Source organism: [Mycobacterium] manitobense (assembly GCF_025821665.1).
In the GTDB taxonomy this organism is placed as follows: domain Bacteria; phylum Actinomycetota; class Actinomycetes; order Mycobacteriales; family Mycobacteriaceae; genus Mycobacterium; species Mycobacterium arseniciresistens.
The window spans coordinates 1-625 of record NZ_JACKSJ010000035.1 but is presented as its reverse complement, the minus strand read 5'-3'; the positions used below and the strand labels follow the sequence as shown (position 1 = coordinate 625).

Here is a 625-nt window from a genome sequence, read left to right as displayed (position 1 = left end):
CTGGACCTGCCCAGGATCTNGCAGATCCTGCTCATCATCGGCATGTTCTTCTGGATCGCCATCATCTGGCGTGGCCTGCGATCTCGGCTGCGGAGCGACTCGATGCGCAGCATGCCGTGGCTGTTCTTCTTTGCGGGACTGGCCATTCCGGCTTTCTACGCCGTCGGCCTGCTCGCCGGCAGCGACACCCACTTCTCCGTCGCCGACTTCTGGCGGTTCTGGGTGGTGCACCTGTGGGTGGAGGACTTCCTCGAACTGTTCACCACCGTGATGGTCGCCTATATCTTCGTGCTGCTGGGCGTGGTCCGCCAACGCATCGCACTGGGCATCATCTTTCTCGACATCATCCTGTACTCCGCCGGCGGCGTCATCGGCACCATGCACCACGTGTACTTCTCCGGGACCCCGGTCGAGCACATGGCGCTGGGCGCCTTCTTCTCCGCGGCCGAGGTGATCCCGCTGACCTTCCTCACCGTCGAGGCGTGGACGTTCCTGCAGCTCGGCTCGCGTCAGCAGACCGGCGACTCCAAACCCTTCCCGCACCGCTGGGCAGTGATGTTCCTTGTCGCCGTGGGCTTCTGGAACTTCCTGGGAGCGGGCATATTCGGTTTCCTGATCAACCTGC

At 63.1% G+C, this 625-nt stretch carries 1 protein-coding gene; it reads left to right on the top strand.

Annotated elements, in window-relative coordinates; genetic code table 11:
- Positions 1-625, top strand: a 625-nt coding sequence (locus H7I41_RS04585) for a cbb3-type cytochrome c oxidase subunit I (RefSeq protein ID WP_264011385.1), incomplete at both ends; no start/stop codon positions are given.